The 18687-nt window shown below is 45.4% G+C and carries 14 protein-coding genes and 1 rRNA gene; all 15 read left to right on the forward strand.

The window, feature by feature from the left end:
• The first annotated feature begins 213 nt into the window (after positions 1–213).
• Complete coding sequence (locus VN447_RS06595; protein WP_325524068.1) at positions 214–609, forward strand: C40 family peptidase; 396 nt, start codon at positions 214–216, stop codon at positions 607–609.
• Positions 606–7160: a host specificity factor TipJ family phage tail protein gene (locus tag VN447_RS06600; protein ID WP_325524070.1), complete on the forward strand. Its 6555-nt coding sequence runs from the start codon at positions 606–608 to the stop codon at positions 7158–7160. The genes VN447_RS06595 and VN447_RS06600 overlap by 4 nt, the downstream gene beginning before the upstream one ends.
• 61 nt (positions 7161–7221) lie before the next feature.
• On the forward strand, positions 7222–9261 hold the full coding sequence (locus VN447_RS06605) for a beta strand repeat-containing protein (protein ID WP_325524072.1): 2040 nt from the start codon (positions 7222–7224) through the stop codon (positions 9259–9261).
• Between the two features lie 9 nt (positions 9262–9270).
• Positions 9271–9816, forward strand: a complete 546-nt coding sequence (locus VN447_RS06610) for a DUF4376 domain-containing protein (RefSeq protein WP_325524074.1) — start codon at positions 9271–9273, stop codon at positions 9814–9816.
• 157 nt (positions 9817–9973) lie between these two features.
• Complete coding sequence (locus VN447_RS06615) at positions 9974–10216, forward strand: hypothetical protein (RefSeq protein WP_325524076.1); 243 nt, start codon at positions 9974–9976, stop codon at positions 10214–10216.
• Between the two features lie 14 nt (positions 10217–10230).
• Complete coding sequence (locus VN447_RS06620) at positions 10231–10773, forward strand: peptidoglycan recognition protein family protein (protein ID WP_325524078.1); 543 nt, start codon at positions 10231–10233, stop codon at positions 10771–10773.
• Positions 10770–11294: a hypothetical protein gene (locus tag VN447_RS06625; protein ID WP_325524080.1), complete on the forward strand. Its 525-nt coding sequence runs from the start codon at positions 10770–10772 to the stop codon at positions 11292–11294. Before VN447_RS06620 ends, VN447_RS06625 begins: the two co-directional genes overlap by 4 nt.
• Positions 11294–11761, forward strand: coding sequence for a hypothetical protein (locus tag VN447_RS06630; RefSeq protein WP_325524082.1), 468 nt, complete (start codon positions 11294–11296; stop codon positions 11759–11761). Before VN447_RS06625 ends, VN447_RS06630 begins: the two co-directional genes overlap by 1 nt.
• 190 nt (positions 11762–11951) lie before the next feature.
• Complete coding sequence (locus VN447_RS06635) at positions 11952–13241, forward strand: helix-turn-helix domain-containing protein (protein ID WP_325524084.1); 1290 nt, start codon at positions 11952–11954, stop codon at positions 13239–13241.
• A gap of 142 nt (positions 13242–13383) precedes the next feature.
• Positions 13384–14568 (forward strand): ABC transporter substrate-binding protein, encoded by a 1185-nt coding sequence (locus VN447_RS06640; protein ID WP_325524085.1) that lies wholly within the window; start codon positions 13384–13386, stop codon positions 14566–14568.
• Positions 14569–14673: 105 nt separating this feature from the next.
• Complete coding sequence (locus tag VN447_RS06645) at positions 14674–15534, forward strand: branched-chain amino acid ABC transporter permease (protein ID WP_325524087.1); 861 nt, start codon at positions 14674–14676, stop codon at positions 15532–15534.
• Between the two features lie 22 nt (positions 15535–15556).
• Positions 15557–16480, forward strand: a complete 924-nt coding sequence (locus tag VN447_RS06650) for a branched-chain amino acid ABC transporter permease (protein WP_325524089.1) — start codon at positions 15557–15559, stop codon at positions 16478–16480.
• A complete protein-coding gene (locus tag VN447_RS06655; RefSeq protein WP_325524091.1) occupies positions 16467–17237 on the forward strand; it encodes an ABC transporter ATP-binding protein in 771 nt (256 codons plus the stop codon). Before VN447_RS06650 ends, VN447_RS06655 begins: the two co-directional genes overlap by 14 nt.
• Entirely contained in the window at positions 17230–17934 is a 705-nt protein-coding gene (locus tag VN447_RS06660) for an ABC transporter ATP-binding protein (protein WP_325524093.1), read from the forward strand. The genes VN447_RS06655 and VN447_RS06660 overlap by 8 nt, the downstream gene beginning before the upstream one ends.
• Positions 17935–18320: 386 nt before the next feature.
• Positions 18321–18687: ribosomal RNA gene (locus VN447_RS06665) — 16S ribosomal RNA — on the forward strand; the annotation flags it as partial.

An 18687-nucleotide genomic window follows, 5' to 3' on the forward strand; every position in this document is an offset into this window, starting at 1 on the left:
GATCAATATAAGGGAATTGAGTGCGGGTATGCCGGATTATTGCCGGCGTGCGACGGTACACTGCACTCCTGTCGCGTCCGGGGCAATTCGGTACGATACGGAGGTGAGCCCAGCATACCGGAAGGCGGGCTGTACGCGTAATAATGGATAAATGGTAGAGAAGAAGTCGCCTTGCGCTAGTCGCCTATGGGCGATTTTTTATTTGGGGGTAGTATGAATATAAAACTTGACGATCTGATTGGCCTGCCCTTTATCGACGGAGGGCGTGATCCAGCCGTAGGTCTCGACTGTTGGGGACTGTCCGCGGAAGTCTTCAGGCGATATGGGATCAACCTGCCTGACTACAAAATATCTTGTGAAGATGCCAGCCGGATTCACAGCGAAGTGAAGGATCAACAAGCATGTTGGCGCAGATGTGAAAAAGAAATCCCTGTTCCTGCGCTTGTCGTAATCCGGTTTACTGTTTACTGTGACCATACGGGGGTATATATCGGCCAGGGCCGGTTTATACATACACGCAAGAGTATTGGCGTAAACATCGATCGCATCGACAGTCCTGCATGGGCAAAACGCATCGAAGGATTCTATGTACCGGAGGTGATACAATGATCACAATAACTGTATTGAAAAACCCGTTCAACCATACCGATAAGGAAATTCATACCTGCGAGCATATTCCCGGCAAAACGGCCTATGAATATGTTCAACCCTACATCATGGGGCTGGATCAATTTGTTGTCAGCATTGGCGGTAATGTCGTTGAAAATGTAGAGCAGCTTGTCAATGATGATGACTGGATCGCCGTCTGTCCGGTTGTCGGCAAAAGCGGCAAAGACTGGTTCCGGGCTATCGGCATGCTGGCATTGGGTGCCGCAGTGACTGGTTGGTCAAGTTCTTGGGCTAGCAACTGGGGGGGAGTGAATGGAGTATTTGGAAGTGCTGCTAATTTCTGGGCCCGCATGGCCGCCGGGGCTGTCACCGCGGTCGGCGGCACCCTCATCAATCACTGGTTTCCGGCGGCTAAAGCCGACCGGAAGACATATGAAGTCAATCCGTCCTACAACTGGAGCAATGCCCAACCGCTGACCGATCAGGGCAATCCTCTGGCCGTAACGTACGGCACCATGCGGACGGCCGGGCAGGTACTTGCCCAGCACGTGTCGAGCGATGGCGACAAGCAGTACCTGAATATCCTGTTGTGCGGCGGCGAAGGGACGGTTGACAGTATCAGCGATATCAGGATAAACGATAACCCGATTTCCTACTATAAAGACATTGATGATCCCGAAATCCGGTTAGGCACCAATGACCAGACGGCGATCGCCAATTTTAACGACACCTATGTTGATCAGGCCTTAGCCTATGAAATTAACAAAGACGATACCTGGACCACGCATCAAACCGAGGGGAACGCGGTGGAAGGCCTGGAAATCACACTGGGGTTTCCCTCCGGCTTATACTACGCCAAAGATAACGGCGGCTTAGGAAACGCGTCGGTCACCATGCAAGCGCAGTACAATAAGGTTGGGGACTCCAATTGGAGTAATTTCACCGACGGAACAGATACTAGCTTAGATATTTCGGCAGCGAAGAATACTTCTTTCTTCCGCACTTACCGCGTGGATAACCTCCCTGCCGCCCAATATGAGGTGCGCGTTAAGTGCATAGCCAAAAGCGGTACGAATAACCGCTACTCCACCCGCGTTTTTTGGACGCAGTTATCGAACATTATCTATGACGATTTTGCCCGTCCCGGCAAGGTGCTTATCGGCGTCAAGGCACTGGCAACCAACCAGCTGAGCGGGGGCATGCCAAACATAACCTGGCTGCAAACCAGAAACAAGGTTTGGGTATGGAATGCCGATTCCGGTCGGTACGAGCAAAAGTCGGCTACCAATCCGGCGTGGGCTGCTTACGACATGATCCATCGCTGCCGGCAAATCAAAAACATCCATACCGGCAATCTGGAATTTGTTGTCAAGGGTACTCCGGCTTCGCGGGCAGTCTATCAGGATTTCGCCCGTTGGGCGGCATTTTGTGATAGTCGTAACCTGACATTCAACTATATCTTCAATACAGCGACCGATCTCTGGACCGCTCTGCAGAAACCGGAAGGTGTCGGCCGCGGCAAGGTGATTATGCGGGGAACCCGGTACGGGTGTGTCTGTGATGCTCCTGGAGAACCGGTGCAGCTATTTACAGTCGGCAATATTCTCACCGATAAATTCAAAGAAAGCTTCGTGGGACTGAAGGATCGGGCCAACGCGATAGAAATCACCTTTGCCAACAAGGACAAAGCCTATCAGAAGGAAGTGATCACGGCTTACGCCGACGACTATGACAGTACGACCGAGCCGAACATCACCCAAATTACCCTTGACGGTGCAACCACCGTTGACCAGGCTTACCGGGAAGGCAAATACCGGCTGCGACTCAATCAATACCTGCAGCGGACGGTGGAGCACAGCGCGGATATTGATGCAATCGCCTGTCAGATTAACGATGTGGTTCTGCTGGCGCATGATGTGCCGCAGTGGGGGTATTCCGGACGGCTACTGGCCGCAACGGCCACGACCCTTCAGCTGGACCGCGAGGTAACATTGGAGCCAGGCAAATTCTATGCGGTCGCGGTGCAGATTACCAACCCGGCGGCAACAACTGCCCAGGACGCCCAAAGCATTGTCACCGTCGGTGTACAGGGGGTGGTGAACGAAATCAGCACCGATACTGTGACGCTGACCAGCCCGCTGTCCCGTGTGCCGCAGAAATGGGACCTATACAGTTTTGGCGAAACCAGCAAAGTGGTCAAGCCGTTCCGGGTGCTCAGCATCAGCCGGGATCAGGATTTACGGCGCAAAATTTCCTGTATCGAATATATTGAAGAAGTCTACACGGAGGCAACAGATATACCGGAAGTTAACTACAGTGCGCTTGAGACAACAACCGAAGTCAGCAGTGTAAGTGTGGCTGAAGAAACTTACCGGCAAAAAGACGGCACGATGGTTTCCAATCTGAATGTCGCTTGGAGCATTCCGCGCGATAAACTGGTTAGCGGTTATAAAGTTTTGTACAGCAGCGACAACGGGCAGACCTGGAGCGAATGGGCAACCGGCCTAACAGCACTCAGTACCCAAATTATCGGCGTTAAAACCCAAACTGCCTATTTAGTAAAGGTTTGTACTATTAGTTATGTTGGTGTTGTCTCAAATGGGGTTGTATCCTTTCCGGTATATGTTACCGGCAAAGACACTCCCCCCTCTGGCGTGGCCGGTCTGTCTGCTAATATAAGCCCGAGCGACTGCACAAAAATAACCCTCACGTGGCCTGCCGTCCCCGATATCGACCTTCGTGGCTACCAACTGATGGAAGGAAGCACAGTCCTAACGCCCACGCCGATATCAGACACGCAGTATATCTATACCGCGACTCAAAGCCGTGACCATAATTTTAGCGTCCGGGCCATAGACAATAGCGGCAATCCATCAGAGATACCGGCGACAAAATCCATAAGTATTACCGTAGAACCGGCAGAGGTGGCCCGTTTTTCTGTTGCCATTCAAGAGACGGACCGGAGCAAATTACTGTTGTCATGGGCTGCAAACAGTGAAACTGATATTGCCTATTATGAGATTCGTACAGGAAACGATGGCTGGGATACAGGAACAGTTATTGCTACACAGCTCAAGGCGATCAGTTATTTGCACCAGCTCACAACCGAGGGCAGCCAAACGTTTATGATTAAAGCGGTAAATAACGCAGGCAACTACTCGACTAATCCAGCTAATTTTAGTGATACGACTACGCTAAAACCTAATGCACCCACTAACGGTAGATACGAAGCAAGCGCAACTAATCCAAGCATATTGACAATTTCCTGGGACAAAATTTCAGATAAAGACCTGGAATTTTACGAGATCAAAATTGGAACTGACTGGTCAACTGGAACGGATTATAAAACCACTAAAGAGACTTCAGTAAAGTATACTTTTACCGTTAGTACGGATTACAAAATTATGGTCCGGTCAAAGAACTTTGCTGGGTATTATTCTAACGTACTAAATATTCCTGTTTCTGTTTCCGTGGAACCAGACGATATTACCAACTTTACCGTTACGCAGCTTGATACTGACAGGCGGGTATTAAAATTTAACTGGGACGCTGTAGCAAACACAACCTACGAGATTCGTCGCGGCGTTGATTGGACAAACAGTCAATTGGTAGGAAAAGACATACAGACAAACTACTTTGACTATATTACAACGATATCCGGTACTCTGAACTTTATGATAAAGGCGAAAAACACCGCAGGTTTTTACAGTCAGGGTTATGCCTACGTTGAGGCTGACATTATATTAATCCCCTCAATTCCTTCGGGTGCTTCGGCTTATCAAGACTTTACAAACAAGGCTAATTTAATTGTCTCCTGGACCCCTGTTTCGGACGCCGATTTCTTAGAATATCAGGTCAAAGTGGGAACTAATTGGTCAACTGCTACCACGTTAACCCCGACCAAAGAGTCTAAGATTACTTACACTGCGCCGTCTGATGGGACTTACACATTTTTGATTAAGACAAAAAGTGTTGGCGGGTATTATTCTAGTGCTTTAGTTTTAACTGCTACTGTAACCATCAATCCGAGTGACGTTACGGGTTTTGCGGTTACTCAAAATTCGCTAGACAGGCGAATAGTGAACTTTGTCTGGAATGCTTCAACAGATAGCGACCATGCCTACTATGTGCTGAAAAAAGGCGTGAATTGGGATACCGCGACGCCAATCCAAAGCAACATCACGACAAACAGCTATAGCTTAACGGCGAGTGCAGAAGGAACCGAAACTTATTTACTAAAAGCTGTGAATAAGGCGGGAAAATACTCTGTTGCGGAAGCAAAAGTAATAACAGCAATTTCCCTCAAACCTTCGGTAGTGACAAACTTAGTAGCTACCCAAAATAGCCAGGATAAAACCAAGATTGATATATCCTGGGACGCTTCAACGGATAGCGATTTCTACACTTTTGAATTAGTTATTAACTCTACAACAGTAACCACTAAAAATAACGAGTATCAATATTCCGTTTCTAGTAGCGGGACTTATACAATTGCTATCAGAAGCAAGACTGTAGGTGGATATTACTCAACCGCGACTTACTTTACGATTGCAGCAACTGTTGAACCGCAGGATATTACTGGTTTTGCTGTTAGCCAATCTTTGTTAGATCGAAGTAAGTTAATCTTAGTTTGGGATAAACCTTCGGAATTAGACGTTAGTTATGTAGAGTTACGACAGGGTTCAACGTGGGACTCAGGTACGGTATTAGAAACGAGGCTAACAGGTACTACTTATACTACAACTATCAATACCGAGAGCAGGGTTACGTTCTGGATTAAGGCCGTTAATCTTGCAGGTAAATATAGTCAAAATGCTGTTTCTACTCCTTCTATAGTTTTTAATCTTAATCCAACAGCGCCAAGCGGCCTAACCGTTACCCAAGACTCAACAGAGAGAAGCAATATATTTGTTAGCTGGACTGGCAATGGAGAATACGACTTTTATGAAAATGAGCTGCGTATTGGCGACACCTGGGAAACTGCTTCGATTATAAAAACAACTAAAGAAAACACTCTTACATTTAACCCTACGTCTAGCGGTGATTATAAGTTGATGCTGAAATCTAAGAATACTGCAGGGTTTTACTCAGACGAAATATTTACTCATTATTATGTTACTTTAGAACCGTCAAGCGTAACAGGTTTCCAAGTTATTCAAAATGGGGAGTATGTTGCATTAGCCTGGGATAAATCTTCTGACGCTGACGTAGTAGGTTATCGGATTACTGAGGGCGCGAGCTATGACAGCGGGACTCTAATCACTGACGGTACAACGGTAACGAATTACGAAACAAAAACGGATACCGAGCGGGAATATAAATTCCATATCAAAGCGATTAATCGGTGTGGAAATTATAGCCAATCATCAACCACAGCTAGTATCACTGTCAAAAACTTGCCACCCAAGAATGTTATTCTATCTTATGACGAAATTTCACTACAAAGCGGAACACATACGAATACCGAGTTTAAGACTAGCCTAATCAATGCGAGCAATTTAGGCGGTAAAGCAAGCGATTATCCGAATACGAAAGCGTCTGAGGTTGGCGGTCAAACGGTACTAAAACTCAAGCAGCGTCCAAATGTTTGTACGATAGACAGCGAGAGTGGTACTATAGGCTCTGATGCTACTGGTAAAACAATAACTTGGTCTACAGAATATGCTTACTACGGCAGTAAGTCACTAAAGATCACCTATTCTGCTGGTACGAGGAATGTGTATTGTCAGGCATTTGATACTACTACGTCAACAGAATGGACGGCATCTTTCGTTGTTAGAAGGTCTGATGGTGGGGCTATATCTGGTGTGGGAGTCTACCTATATAGTGTAAATGGAGGAAATACACTTATAAGCAATCCCACCATTACAAGTCTTGCGAACGGATGGTATTTAATCACTGCAGCAAAAACACAGGCAACGGCAGGTAAAATGAGTCTCACTGGGTTATACAACCTAAACCAGGATACTACCTATTACCTAGACGGCTGGAAGGTAGAGCCGGGAAGTATTTATAACGCGTTTGGTACCTATTATCCTTCCGGTACTTACTTATGCAAGACTAAAGACGTTGGGCAAGTTATTACCGCTAATATTGCTACTGTGTTTTATCCAACTAACAATTTATCCGTTGTTGATGGCATTGGTGTTGGAGGTAATGCAAAACTACAATACTGTACCAGCCAAGATGGCACAACCTATACTGATTGGTTAGACTTTAAGCCAGTTTTAGCTACGTTTAGGTATGTAATGTTCAGGGTAGTTTTGACTACTACGGACGTAACCAAAACGCCGGAAGTAAATAAACTCAATATTAATATTGATGTGCCTGACACAACCAAAACAGGAACCGCCACAATACCCGTAGGCGGTTTAACTATTTCCTACAATAATACTTATTGGGAGTACCCTGCCGTTATTGCTCATGCGATTGGAGCAGGAATACGAGCCGAAATAACCACAGTAAATAAGGATAGTTTTGTGGTTCAGGTGCTTAATATGTCAAATGTCGATGTTGGCGGTAAAATCTCATGGCAAGCAATCGGATATTAGTTTACTGAGAGTGTGGGAATTTCCTGCAATCTTTATTTTAAAAAAAGGGGCGATTTTGTATATGGCATATAGCGAAATGTCAGACGACGTATATATCTCTGATATACCGTCTGTCACTAACGAAAAAGACAGGGCTTTAAAAGAAGATAAAATTGTAAATGCCGCTAAGGTAATGGACTTGGCGGTTGGCAACGCAACAGGCAATATTCCAGTATCTAACGGCACATTATGCACAAATTTAAACGCTCAATATCTAGGTGGGAACTTAGCGAGTGCTTTTGCACCAGCCAGCCATACTCATACCGTTGCTACAAGCTCGTCTAATGGATTAATGTCAAATACTGACTATACTAAACTCTCAGGTATAGCCAGCGGAGCTGAAGTAAATCAAAGTGCTTTTTCAAACTTGGTTGTTGGAAGTACCACTATAGCAGCAGACGCGAAAACCGATACACTGACTTTGACGGCTGGCTCGGGCATAACTTTAACAGGTGATGCCACTAACGACGCTGTGACAATAGCTGTAACAAGTAATGGTCATACTCATTCTGACGCTACAACTTCTGCTGCTGGCTTTATGACCGCAGCTATGGCTACAAAGCTCAATGGCGTGGCCACTGGAGCCCAGGTCAATCAATCGGCTTTCGCAAATGTGGTAGCAAATGGGGTTACTGTTGCAGCAGATTTAGCATCCGATACCCTAACGCTGATTGGTGGCACAGGGATAACGCTAACAGGCGATGCAACAAATGACGCTGTGACAATCGCAGTAACAAGTAATGGCCATACTCACTCAGATGCAACAACTAGCGCAGCAGGATTTATGACTCCGACAATGGTTACTAAGCTAAACGGGATCGCTACCGGGGCCGAGGTGAATCAATCGGCTTTCGGCAATGTTTTAGTGGGAAGTACCACAATAGCAGCAGACGCGGAAACGGATACTTTGGAGCTTGCAGCAGGAACCAATATTGCATTAACCGCAGACTCAACCAATGATAAGGTTACGATAGCTGTCACTGGTACGGTACCAGCAGCCACAACCGCAACGACCTGTACTGGGAACGCTGCGACAGCAACTACACTAGCTACCGCCAGAACCATAGGCATATCAGGGGATGCAACCGGAACGGCAACAAGCTTTAACGGTTCTAACAATATTACGATTCCGCTTACGCTTGGATTAAGCGGGGCCACTGCAGGTACGTATAAGTCTGTTACTGTAGACGCAAAAGGACGTGTAACGGCAGGTACGAACCCAACTACACTTGCTGGCTACGGTATTACTGATGCTGTGTCAAGTACAGGGACTGCAGCAAACTCCATTAAAGTAGGTGGTTATTCCCCGGCACTTACTAATACAGCGTCAACTGTTGCTATCCGTGACACGAGCGGTGACCTTGTAGCAAGATTATTCCGCAGCGAATACACAACAACTACTGGTGGTACATGCGCTTATATTCTTGGGCAGAATGCTGTTGGATCAGGTGTGGACAATTATGCTAGGCCAATACCTTTGGCAACACTTAAGAGCGCATTGGATAATATAGTATCTCCTTCTGGCAAACAATTATTCACTTCCTCTGGTACTTTCACTGTACCCGCTGGCATTACAACCGTTTGGGTTACTATGTGTGGCGGTGGTGGTGGAGGTGCCAGTGGTACTGCTGGTGGAGGTGCAGCATGTGCTTTAGCTACTCAACTCACTGTCACACCAGGAACAATCTATAATGTTACTGTTGGCGGAGGTGGTTTAGGCGCAGGAAATGCCATTGCTGGAACTGGTGGGGCTAGTTCTTTTGGTGCATTACTATCTTGTGCTGGTGGTGGTGGTGGTTCTGGGGTTTCGTTTGGTTCTTATGTAGGTGCAAGTGGTGGTTTTGGTGGACAGCCTGGAGAAAAAGTAAAAATTCCTTATACTGGAGCCATTCTAAGTGCAAAGGGTGGTGACAGCATGTTTGGTTCTGGAGCACAAACTGTTTCAGGTAGTTCAGAAGAAGCTAATCCAGGTACTCCAACTGGTTATGGTGCTGGTGGAGGTGGAGGATATGCCAAAGCGGGTAATGCAGGAACTGCTGGTTTTGTCCTTGTGGAATGGTAGGAGGTAAAAATGAGATACGCTCAGATTTTAAATAATAAAGCCCACTGGATTTTTGAAAGTAATGAAACTCTTGAAGAAATATACTCCCATAGATTCTCCCAAGAAATCGTATTGGTTGATATAACCAGCAATACCGGAGTCAAAGAAGGTTGGGACTATGACGTTTCAACTGGTACTTTTAGTGAACCTAACGTAATTACGCTTGACGGAGCTAAAACTTCCAAGATTGCTGAAATGAAAACTAAACGTGATACATTGGAGCAATCTGGATTTACCTATCTTGGAAAAGTTTTTGATTCTGACCCAAAATCCGTTCAAAGGATTTCCGTTGCTGTCTTGGCTGCTCAAGTTGCTATAGCAAACAATCAGAGTTTATCCTTTAACTGGACTCTGGCTGACAATAGTACAATCACAATGACAGCGGCAGAATTTGTAGGGCTTCCAATAGCACTCGCTCAACATGCTAATGAACTGCATGAAAAATATCGTGCTTTAAAAGAGCAGATTGAGGCTTGTACCACAGTCGCAGAAGTCGAAGCAATTTCATGGAACTAACTAAAATGAATAGGCCGAGAGAACTATGCCGTGAACTGGTACACTAAATTAGGATAGTGAAAAAGACCGTTCCTTAGGCCGCTATGAGATGATCCCGATACTGGTTCGGGGTCATCTTTTTTTGCGGTTTTTTTGTTTATTAATTGGGGGTGCAGAAGTGGGTGAGCCAGGCGTTAATGTAATAGTAGAAAGAATCGAAAACCTAAAAGAACATTTTAATGAAAAATTCATAAACATTGAAAAAAAACTAGACGGCCAATGTGAACACTGTCAAAACACCCCTAAATTTAGGGAAAGACTTCATAGCCAATGGTTTCATATTACGGCGCTTTGGGGTGCACTTGGTGCTATTACTTCGATGCTGTTTTATGTTGCTCAAAGAGCTGGAGTAATCAAGTGAAAGGAGTGAAATAATTGAAAAAAGTAATATTAGCTGAGTTAAAAGAACTGGCTTTAGCGGCAAAAAGCAATCTTTGGAAAAATGCAAAAGCATTAGACCGGGATGTTAAGCTTTATCTGCATTGGAGCGCCGGGCATTACAATCAATTTTGGGATGACTACCATATCAATATCGACAGTGACGGCAGCGTATACGTCAGTACAACCGATTTGGCAGAGCTAAAAGCCCATACCTGGCACCGCAATAGCGGAGCAATTGGAATTGCGCTGCTGTGTTGCGCTGGAGCCAACACCAATGATTTAGGCAAGGAGTCGCCTACCGGCCTGCAGATTGAGGCAATGGCGCAAGTAATTGCTGTTTTGTGCAAGGCCTTGGACTTAATTATTGATTCCGAGTGGGTTATGACACATGCCGAGGCTGCCGATCAGGACGATTACGGACCAAAAACAACCTGTGAAAGATGGGATTTATGGTTTCTCAAAACTGGCGATAAGCCCGGTACAGGCGGGAATATACTTCGCGGAAAGGCCAACTTTTACTCGGAGAGATTGCCATGAGTATTACTGATAAAATAGTGCCGATCATCCAACAGATCGCGCCCGTAGCAAAAGAAGCTATTTTAAACGCAATTAAGAGCGAGATAACGCCAGGTCTGATTATAAGCCTGGCTAAAAAAATGATAAAAAAAATTAAAGGAGTGTTTACTACTATGTCAGACATTGATACCAGCATCACAATTGAGGCTACTGCCGCAACTACCACCGAGAGCGCCACTACGGCCACTGATACTACTTCCAATCAAATCATAACCAATGCGGTTGCTGCTACGGAAACCGTTTCCGATGCCTTGTCTGCTACTGCTGTTACAGCTATTAACGTTGCCGAAACCAGCGGAACCACCTCTGTCACTAATTGGGTTACTGATGAAATTGCAAGACTAAGAGTAGAGATAAAATCCACAAATAAATTCTCTGTTGCCGCCAGAGACAGAATCGAAATAGCGGCACTTGAAGCTATGTCAGTTGTCGTCCTGGCCGAGATCAAAAATTTGGCTTCCAAGCTGAAAGAAAAAATATAATGAAAGTAACCGTAATTTTTGTCCGGGGTGATAACACGCAATTAGTTGACCGAGTCATTGCCGAGGTTAGTCACGGTGATTTTTGTCACACGGCCATAAAAATTTTAGGCGGTACGCTTGAGGCGTTAGGTATGCCGGACGAAGGCGACAAATATCCCGGCGTATGGCTTCATGCTGCCGGCAAGTACGATAATAATCCAAGTGCGGAGTTCATCGAAATAGATATTCCAAATATGGTCGAAGCCGAAGCTGAGGCTATAAGACTGATTGGTACACCGTATGGCTATACCGATTGCATCAGAGGCGGAATATATGATCTTACGGGAAAACAGCTGCCAGGCAACAGTATAACCGCGAACTGCTCAGAAACAGTTACAAGAGTAATCAGAGCTGGAGAGTTTACGGTACTGCCCGCAGTCATACCTGACGATATTACACCAAACGATTTACGAAATGCACTAATCTAATGAAAAGCTCCTAAAAAATTTTGTCCAACTTTTTGGGGTCAATTCAGGAGGCTAACGTCTCTTCATCACCACTTGGAATACTTTCCACAACAGATATGTCGTAAGAAGGAATATATTGTCTAAATAGCCAATTAGTAGTTAGTCCCGCTTTCTTCGCCAGCAAAACTAAGCAAAGCTGCAGGTAGATATAATGATTGATGTTGATCTGTGGAGCTTAAGTAAGACGATAATATCGAGTAAACACTGGCAGCTGATTAGAGAGGCTGTCAGGCGAGAGCTTGCTTTTGAAGCTATATTTGGCAATGCTATCACCGATATGGATGAGTCCTTGTCTGTGTTCAATATACAATTACTCCCTACCGTAGCTATCGTTATTCAGGCTGATAATGATGGCATAGCCTGTTTTGACAATGCCATCATTAAGTTGCAGCAGAAAGATATTTATAATCGGGTAATACGCATGCTTCAACAGGACGTGGAGGGCATTATTACGGTAGTTGGCCAAGAGAATATCTTTGCTATTACAGCAGGTGAACGAGATGTAGCTCTGCTGCTGCCGGTTGATTTACGGGAAAGCCAAGCAGATGCAAAGGCTATGGCTAAGAGATATGGCAGGCATATCAAAGCTCATTTGTCAAAAAATCTGAATTATAGTATTAGTTTAGGAATCGGCCAAAGTTACGAATTTAAGAATATCCGACAGTCGTATTTCGAGGCGTGTGCCGCATTAAAGTATAAGTTTTATCAAGGCGATGGCGTAATTGTCCATTATAGTGAGGTTTCCTGGGGAGATAGGGAAAGTCAGCAAATATTTATTGATTACGAAACTAAGCTGCTAAATACTGTCCGCAAGGGGGAGTGGCAGTTTGCCGCAGTTGTCGCTGCCCAAATGCTTGATACAATTGGTGGCAGCAGGCGTGTGCACCCTGATGTACTAAAGGTGCGGGTGCTGGAACTTTTAACAGTAGTATCCCGCGGCGTTATGGAGCTAGGGGGCGACCCTGATATTTTGCTGGATATCAAGATAAGGTCAGGCGATGAAATCGGCAGGGTGACTACCCTGACTGAGATGAAGGCTTGGCTGCCAGATATTATTAACGAGATGTGCGCGTTACTTAAAGAAAAGCAACAAGCAGCTATTGTCAGGGCGATTACCCATGCAAAACAGTTTATTGCCGAAAACTATTACCTTGATATATCATTGGAAGATCTGGCAAAGCGGGAATATCTGAGCTCTTCTTATCTAAGCAGAGCCTTTAGCGAGATTGTGGGAACGAGTTTTACAGACTACCTAAAGGCTGTGCGTGTAAATCGTGCTCAGGCATTACTCTTATCTACCGACAAAGGAGTAGCGGAGATTGCGGCCAAGGTAGGGTATCAAGACCCGAACTACTTTAGCAGAGTGTTTAAACTGGTAACAGGTAAAAGCCCGCTGCAGTATAGGCAGGGAGTTATTAAAACTGTAAAAGAAGCTAATTAAGGCTTAGGATGGGGTAACCCGGCCTAAGCTTTTTTTATTTCGTCAAAACTGTGCTAGTTTTGACAAAAGTGTACAGAGGCTTTTCGAAAATTATCAATAATATTTAAATATAACATCCGAAATCTTTAAAGGGGGAAATTACATGACCCAAAAACGTATTTTTACGATGCTGGCACTCCTTATCAGTCTGGCAGTGTTGGTAACCGGGTGCGGCGGCACACAAAGTGCTCAGTCCGACAACAAGGGGCCTGTGAAAATTGGTTTCTTTGCGCCTGTAACCGGGCCGGCAGCCGCTGACGGAGAAAGTGTACTCAACTCCGCGAAACTGGCTGTTGAGAACATTAATAATGGCGGCGGTATTAACGGACGTAAGGTGGAACTTGTTAACTATGACGATGCATTAGACAGCAAGCAGGCAGTGAGTATTGCTCAGAAACTTACGACTAAAGACGGTGTTGTCGCTGTTGTCAGCGGTTCCTACAGCGGTACTACCCGCGCTTCGGCAAAAATTTATCAAGATGCCAAAATTCCCATGATTTCTGCGTACGCTCTTCATCCTGATATCACCAAAACCGGTAACTATATGTTCCGTCAATCTTTCGTAGGCCCGGTTCAGGGCAAAGCGGGCGCTAAAGTAGCGGTAGATATGCTCAAAGCCAAGAGGATATCAATCTTGCAGGTTGATATTGATTTTGGTAAGACGTTAGCTGCCGGTTTTACAGAAAAGGCTCAACAACTAGGCGCACAAATCGTATCTGTTGATTCTTTCTCTACTGGCGAAAAAGAATTTACCCCGGTGCTGACTAAAATCAAGCAGCTTAACCCTGACTTAATTTATATCCCAGGCTATGCTGCAGAATGTTCGCAGATCGTCCGTCAAGCTAAAGAGCTTGGGATTACTGCTAAAATACTGGGCACCGAAGGTGCTGACTCTACTGTGCAGTTTCTCGGAGTTGCCAAAGACGCAGCCAATGGCGTAATTATCACCACAAATATGAACCGCGACAGCGACCGCAAGATTGTACAAGACTTTATTAAAGGCTACAATCAAAAATATGGTCATAAACCCGATATGGTTGCTGCATCAACGTATGATGCATTTATGGTGTTAGCCAACGTAATGAAGGCCAAAGGAACAGAGCCTGACAAAATTCGTCAAGGTTTATCGGAAGTAAAAGATTATGAGGCTGTCACTGGGCTTATTAAGGGCTACAACAAAATAGGTGAGGTTAAGAAGTCTGTTCAGGTCCAGATTGTTAAAGACGCTGACTTCCACTACTTTGGTGAGATTAGCGACGAAGACATTATAACCCCTCCTAGCGAGTGAGTGAATAAGTAGCTTTAAAACAAACGGGGTAGGGGCGCGTCCTCTATCCCGTTAATACCAATAGTCCACTTAACGTCGCTAAACTCAGAAAAGGAGTTCGAATTTATGATAGTGCAACAAGTATTAAATGGCTTGGTCATCGGGGGAGTGTATGCACTAACAGCTATGGGGGCGGCCATGGTATACGGCATACTGAGGATTTTGGACTTAGCTAGTGCCGGTGCTTATGCTATCGGGGCCTATGCGGGACTGTTTCTGTATATGGCAACCGATAATATTGTGCTTTCCTTTTTGGGCGCCATTTTACTTACCGGTTTTTTTGGAACAGCCGTTCAGAAATTTCTCTATATCCCCATGCTAAACCGTCCCCCTATTGTACCGCTGATTGCGAGTATTGGCCTATTTATCTTCATCCAGGACCTTTTGCGACTCATTGCCGGCCCTCGCATCCGGGAGTTCAAGGTTCAGCTACCGTTTTCAGCGTGGAAAACAGAGGGGCTGACGGTAAACCCAACGTGGATACTTATTATTCTCTTGGCGGCTGCCTTCCTGGCATTGTTATGGTATATTCTCACCCGTACACGAATTGGTCTGGCATGGAGAGCGACTGCTCAGGATTTGGAGATAGCCAAAGCCATGGGCGTAAACATTAACAAAGTTGTTGCGCTAAACTTCTTTTTAGGATATTCTTTCGCCGCTGCCGCAGGGATTATGGTCGGTATGCTATATAGTTCGGTATTTCCGACAATGGGTGATGTCCCGGCCTATAAGATGCTGGCCTTAATTGTTCTGGGCGGCTTGGGCAGTCCGGTAGGCACTGTTATTGCCGCGTTGTTAATTGGTTTGGTCGAGACATTGGTAGCAGGCTATATCGGCTTCTTCCTGCCTCGGGACGCTATTGCTTTTGTCGCGTTAATTATTATTCTGTTAGTTAAGCCTGAAGGGCTGATAAGCAAAAAAGCCTAATACTTAGGAAAAGGGTGTTGGCATGTACGAGTTAGTTGTAGGCATTAATATTGGCATTTTTATTCTGCTAGCCCTCAGTCTGAACGTTATTACAGGCTATGCCGGTCAACCGTCAATGGGGCATGCTGCTTTCTTTGGCATCGGTGCATACACGGCCGCTGTCATGACGTCTAAACTTGGTATCAGCTTTTGGCTGGCGCTGCCGGCAGCCGGCATTGCTGCTGGTGTCGTGGGAGTGCTGCTAGGACTAATAAGTTTGCGGGTAAGAGATGATTTTTTAGCAGTAACCACCATTGGGGTTAACTTTGTGGCTGTAGCCATTTTTCACTATACGCCTTATCTTGGCTCATCCTATGGCTTGGAGGTCAAAAAACCGGTCCTATTGGGTACTGAGCTTGGCAACGTAGGTTTTTTTGCATTGATTGTTGTGCTTATCATTCTTGTTTGCCTGCTTTGTGTTAAAATCCAAAGTTCCTGGTTAGGCTTAGCTCTAAGTGGTATACGTAACAATGAAGAGGCAGCCGCTTCGCTAGGGATAGATGTTAACCGGTTTAAAATAATCGCATTTACCATTGGGACGGCTATCGCCGGCTCTACAGGCGCGGTGTATGCTCACTACATGGGGTTCATTTACTCGAGTGACTTTGCTTTTATTACCTCTATATCCATCTTATCTATGATCGTAATTGGCGGGATGGGAACTATTAGAGGTGCGATTATTGGAGCCATTATCCTTGGTCTTATGCCTGAGGTTTTTCGCTTTATTTCAGATTATCGCATGCTGCTTTACGGTGGCTTGCTGGTCCTAATGATGCGGTTCCAGCCGGAGGGTTTGCTTGGGGAAAACAGCTTCGTATGGAGGAAACTATCGCCGTGTATTGACAAAGCCGGTTCGATGATTGGATTAAGCAGCCAGAGGAGGATAACCGGAGATGGTAAACGCTAAGGAAAAAATGCTTCAGGTTTTAAACTTGAAAAAATACTTTGGCGGCCTAAAAGCTGTTAATGATGTTAGTTTTGATGTATATAAAGGGGAAACTTTAGCAGTAATCGGTCCTAACGGTGCTGGTAAATCAACCCTCTTTAACACCGTGTGCGGCGTTTACGCACCTACAGAGGGGAAAATTTTACTGGAAGGACAGGAGATTCAAGGGCTAAAACCTCATGAGATTGCCAGGCGGAGGGTAGCCAGGACATTTCAAATATCTCATCCGTGCAAAGACATGACGGTACTAGATAATATCATTATGGCCATGGGTCTTAATGAATACAGCTCGTTAGCAGGCATTTTTGGGCGCAGCCGGACCAAAGGCAATGTAGAAAAAGCAGAAATGCTGCTCGATAAGGTGGGTATCCTTGCGCAGCAAGACAGGCGCGCCGGGGATTTAAGTCTTGGCTATATGCGCAGGCTGGAGATTGCCAGAGCCTTGGCGCTTGAGCCATTGTTAGTTCTGTTGGATGAGCCTTGCGCTGGTTTGAGTAGCAATGCTGAAGATGAATTCATTGAAATTATCAATCAGCTCAAAGCCCAGGGAACGACGATCATGCTGGTGGAGCACAATATGTCGATTGCCATGACAGTAAGTGACCGGGTTGTCGTTATCAGTTATGGGGAAAAGATTGCCGAGGGATTGCCACAGGAAATTCAATGCAATCCTTATGTAATTGAAGCCTATCTGGGAAAGGACGATGACTGTGCTTAAATTAGAAAATATCAATACTTTTTATGGTCAGTCCCAAGCGCTTGAACAGGTAGCAATTGACGTTCAGGCAGGCGAGTTTGTTACCATATTAGGGGCTAACGGCGCCGGTAAAAGCACAATCATGAAGACCATCATGGGGTTGGTTAAGGCCAAGACTGGCAGCATCAGCTTTAACGGTCAGGATATATCCCAACTGCCGCCGTGGGAGCGGGCCAGCATCGGGATTGGCTATGTGCCGGAGGGGCGAAGGGTATTTCCCGATTTGACAGTCGAAGAGAATCTCAAGATGGGTGCATACAGTGTCAGTGATAACAAGGTGATTGCTGACAATATCGAAAAGTCGTATGAGCTTTTTCCAAGGCTTAAGGAACGGAAAAGCCAATTGGCCAAGACTATGAGCGGTGGCGAGCAACAAATGTTGGCAATTGCCAGGGCGCTGATGTTAAGCCCCAAGCTGCTCTTAATTGATGAAATATCCATGGGGTTAATGCCAATTCTGGTAAACCACTCGTTGAGTATTGTCAAAAAGCTCAATAGCGAAGGCCTTACCGTACTTATGGTAGAGCAAAACGCCAACAAGGCTCTGAAAGTAGCTGACCGAGGCTACATTTTGAAAACAGGCAAAATTACTATGCATGATACCAGTGAGAATCTACGAAATAATGCCGAAGTGATCAAGGCATATCTCGGGGAATGACTTTTTACAAAGAGTACATTAGCTCTTGCGCTTAAGTTTAAGGATAGCTTCTTTATCCAAAAGTTACAGTTGACTTAGTTTGAGGTCAATGATACTATATAGAAGCTGTCCCGAAACGGTAGCATAAAAAACTTAATAATATTATGTTGACATGAAAAAGTAAACATGGTATTATATAAGAACGGCCTCAAAACAGAGGTGCGGACAAAGGTGCCATTCATGGCGCATCAGTGACACTTGCACATCCGTGTGCTTCGTTCCCTGAAAACTGAACAATGTAAAGTAATGCATCATAAAATGCCAGATGTGCGTTGTGCTACTTGTAGCACACAAAAACAATTTTTTTGATTTAAACGAGCCGATAAAACGGCTTCAATAAAAGTTTTTTATTGGAGAGTTTGATCCTGGCTCAGGACGAACGCTGGCGGCGTGCCTAACACATGCAAGTCGAACGGAGTATTCATTTATGGATACTTAGTGGCGAACGGGTGAGTAACGCGTAGACAACCTGCCTCTAAACTGGGGACAACACCGCGAAAGTGGTGCTAATACCGAATGTGGTAACTTGGTTGCATGACCGAGTTAAGAAAGGTGGCCTCTATATAAAAGCTACCGTTTAGAGATGGGTCTGCGTCTGATTAGCTAGTTGGTGAGGTAATGGCTCACCAAGGCGACGATCAGTAGCCGGTCTGAGAGGATGAACGGCCACACTGGGACTGAGACACGGCCCAGACTCCTACGGGAGGCAGCAGT

This window comes from Sporomusa sp. (assembly GCF_035561155.1).
Taxonomy (GTDB): domain Bacteria; phylum Bacillota; class Negativicutes; order Sporomusales; family Sporomusaceae; genus Sporomusa.